Source organism: Streptomyces sp. (assembly GCF_036566765.1).
In the GTDB taxonomy this organism is placed as follows: Bacteria; Actinomycetota; Actinomycetes; order Streptomycetales; family Streptomycetaceae; genus Streptomyces.
The window spans coordinates 1-3,633 of record NZ_DATCVQ010000667.1 but is presented as its reverse complement, the minus strand read 5'-3'; the positions used below and the strand labels follow the sequence as shown (position 1 = coordinate 3,633).

Here is a 3,633-nt window from a genome sequence, read left to right as displayed (position 1 = left end):
CGGTCGCTGTTCGGGATCTCGATGCCGACCGCGGACTTCCCCGGGATCGGCGAGATGATCCGCACGTCGGGGGAGGCGACGGCGTACGCGATGTTCTTGGTCAGCGCCGTGATCTTCTCGACCTTCACGGCGGGGCCGAGCTCGACCTCGTACCGGGTGACCGTCGGGCCGCGGGTGAAGCCGGTGACGGCCGCGTCGACCTTGAACTCGCTGAAGACGTTGGACAGCGACTCCACGACGGCGTCGTTGGCGGCGCTGCGGGTCTTGCCCGGGCCGCCGCGCTCCAGCAGGTCGAGCGAGGGCAGCGCGTACGTGATGTCCCCGGAGAGCTGCAGCTGCTCGGCGCGCGGCGGCAGGTCGGTGGGCTCGGGGGCGGGCTTGGTGAGGTCCGGTACGCCCCCGGGCCGCTCGGCGCCGCGGGCCGGCGGCACGGCCCGGCCGGGCTGCTCGACGAGCTCCGCCGCCGCGGCCTCGGCGGCCAGGGCTGAGGCCCGCTCCCGGTCGACGCCGACGTCCCGGGTGAGGTCGGCGACCAGCGGGGACGGCGGCATGCCGTTGAGCACCGCCCCGTCCAGGGCGGCGGCCGCGGCGGCGGCCACGTCCACCGCGTCCATGGGCCGGTCGAAGGCGGGCTGCACGGCGCGCGGCCGCTTGCGGCTGCTGAGCGCCTCCTCCTCGGCCCGCTCGGCGTCGTACGGCTCACCGGCCGCGAGCGACCGGCGGCGGGCGGCACGGCCGCGCCGCGCCTCGCTCTCGCGCCAGGCGTCGTCGTCGTACGCCTCGCCCTCCTCGGGCTCGTACTCCGGCTCGACCAGGCCGAGCCGGGCGCCGAGCGCGCGCAGCCGCTGCGGGATGGCGTTGACGGGCGTGGCGGTGACGACGAGCAGGCCGAAGACGGTGAGCAGGACGAGCATCGGGACCGCGAGGACCTCGCCCATCATGAAGATCAGCGGCTTGGACGCGGCCCAGCCGACGAGCCCGCCGGCGTCCTGTATGGCCCCGGCGCCCTGGTCGCGGCCGGGTGAGCCGCAGGCGATGTGCACCTGGCCGAGGACGCCGATGACCAGGGCGGACAGTCCGATGACGATGCGCCCGTTGGCGTCCGGCTTCTCCGGGTAGAGGATCAGCCGGATCGCGATCGCGCCGAGCAGCAGCGGCACCAGCAGATCGAGCCTGCCGAAGGCCCCGGTGACCAGCATCTCGACGAGATCGCCGACCGGGCCGCGCAGATTCGACCAGGTGCCGGCGGCGACGATCAGCGCGAGGGCGAGCAGCAGCAGCGCCATGCCGTCCTTGCGGTGCGCCGGGTCCAGGCCCTTCGCGCCGCGCCCTATCCCCCGGAACATCGCGCCCACGGCGTGCGCGAGGCCGAGCCAGAGTCCGCGGGCGAGCCGGTACACGCCCCCGGTGGGGGACGGCGCGGGCTTGGGGGCGGCTTTCTTCGCCGCGGGCTTGCGGGCGGTCGCCTTCTTCGCGGGCGCGGCCTTCTTGGCCGCGGTCTTCTTCGCGGGGGGCTTGGCGGGCGCAGCCTTCTTCGCGGCGCCCGTCGTACGGCCGGCGCGCGGCTTCGCGGTGCCCGCCGTGCCCTGGGAACCCTTGCCGGACGTACGTGAGGCCATGATGCTGAGGTTACCGGTGGAGACGGCGGTGAACACTCCCGCCCACCGCTTCACCCGTCCGTGTCGCCCGTCACCGGGCCGGAAACTGACGCCCGTTCACGGCGCGCGGCGCGTGGTGTGACGGAGTATCAGGTCTGGGCGGGGAGAGTGGCCGCGCCGCCGGCGCCCGGCTCCAGCGCGTCGAGCGCCCGGCGCAAACCCGTGAGCTTGCGCTCCAGATGGGCCGCGGTGGCGACGGCCGCGGCGTCCGCCGAGTCGTCGTCGAGCTGCTTGGACAGCGCCTCGGCCTGCTCCTCGACCGCGGCGAGGCGGGCGGAGAGCTCCGCGAGCAGTCCGGCGGACTGGCTGGCGTGACCGCCGGGGCCGCCGCCCTCCAACTGCAGCCGCAGCAGCGCCGCCTGCTCGCGCAGCTGGCAGTTCTTCATGTACAGCTCGACGAAGACCGAGACCTTGGCGCGCAGCACCCAGGGGTCGAACGGCTTGGAGATGTAGTCGACCGCGCCGGCCGCGTAGCCGCGGAAGGTGTGGTGCGGGCCGTGGTTGATGGCGGTGAGGAAGATGATCGGGATGTCCCGGGTCCGCTCCCGGCGCTTGATGTGCGCGGCGGTCTCGAATCCGTCCATGCCGGGCATCTGGACATCCAGCAGGATGACCGCGAAGTCGTCCGTCAGCAGCGCCTTGAGCGCTTCCTCCCCGGACGATGCCCGCACCAGCGTCTGATCGAGCGCGGAGAGGATGGCCTCCAGCGCCAGCAGATTCTCCGGCCGGTCATCGACCAGGAGGATCTTGGCCTTCTGCACCATGCCCCGTCCTCCTCGCCCCGGCGTGGGCTCTCCCCGGCCGGTCAAGCCAGGGGAAGCACCGGGGGCCGCCCCAGAAGACGACTCCCATGCGCCGTCCGTCCTTGTGCCGGTCATGGTAGCCGCACCCCGCCCGTCACCACACCCTGTCACCGCGATGTCACTGTGCACATACCAGAAACGCGGTGGGAGACCAGAAGGTTCCCCGTCCACCGCCTCCTCACACCCCTTCGAGCACAGTCGATCAGCAACTTATCGCGATCCGCTCAAACGACGATCACTCTCCGCGCATCCACTGCTCCATGACGGAGAGCAGATGGTCAGGATCAACAGGCTTGGTGACATAGTCGGAAGCACCGGAATCGATCGCCTTCTCCCTGTCGCCCTTCATCGCCTTCGCGGTCAGCGCGATGATCGGCAGACCGGCGAACTGCGGCATCCTGCGGATCGCCGTCGTCGTGGCGTACCCGTCCATTTCCGGCATCATGATGTCCATCAGTACGACCGTCACATCGTCGTGCTGCTCCAGGACTTCGATGCCCTCCCGGCCGTTCTCCGCGTACAGCACCGACAGGCCGTGCTGCTCCAGCACGCTGGTGAGGGCGAAGACATTGCGGATGTCGTCGTCGACGATGAGCACCTTCTCGCTGTCGAACACGAAGGTTCGCCTCGCCTCCGGCGCCTCCTGGCTGCCGTTCGCCGCGGCCCACTGCTCCGAGCCGGGCGCCGCGCCCTGGCGCCCGGGCAGCGCGTGCCGCTGCTCCACGGAGCCGAGAGCGTTGCGCCGGCGCCGGAACAGGGCAGCCGGACCCGCGTGGGCATCCAAGGGCCCCGACGGCTCCTGGTGCCCCTGCGGGATGAAGTCCTCCCCACCGTCGTCGGCGCCGCCGCGCAGCGGATCGGCCGCGCCGGGGCCGAGCTGCGGGTAGCCCTGCGGCGGCAGTTCGCTCGGGTGAAGGGGCAAGTAGAGAGTGAAGGTCGAGCCGCGGCCCGGTTCGCTCGCCGCGTGGATCTCACCGCCGAGCAGCCGGGCGATCTCCCGGCTGATCGACAGACCCAGGCCCGTGCCGCCGTACTTGCGGCTGGTCGTGCCGTCCGCCTGCTTGAACGCCTCGAAGATGACCCGCATCTTCCCGGCGGCGATCCCGATGCCCGTGTCGGTGACCGAGAAGGCGATCAGATCGCCGTCCGCGTCCCGCAGCGAGCCGGCCTCC

At 72.2% G+C, this 3,633-nt stretch carries 3 protein-coding genes; all 3 read right to left on the bottom strand.

Annotation, left to right across the window (positions count from 1 at the left end; all coding sequences use genetic code 11):
• On the bottom strand, positions 1-1,619 hold a 1,619-nt coding region (locus tag VIU94_RS38840; protein ID WP_331919346.1), incomplete at its 3' end, for a DNA translocase FtsK.
• A 128-nt stretch (positions 1,620-1,747) separates the two neighbouring features.
• Entirely contained in the window at positions 1,748-2,422 is a 675-nt protein-coding gene (locus VIU94_RS38835; RefSeq protein WP_331919344.1) for a response regulator, read from the bottom strand.
• Positions 2,423-2,696: 274 nt separating this feature from the next.
• Positions 2,697-3,633: response regulator (locus VIU94_RS38830; protein ID WP_331919342.1), on the bottom strand; the 937-nt coding region annotated here is incomplete at its 5' end.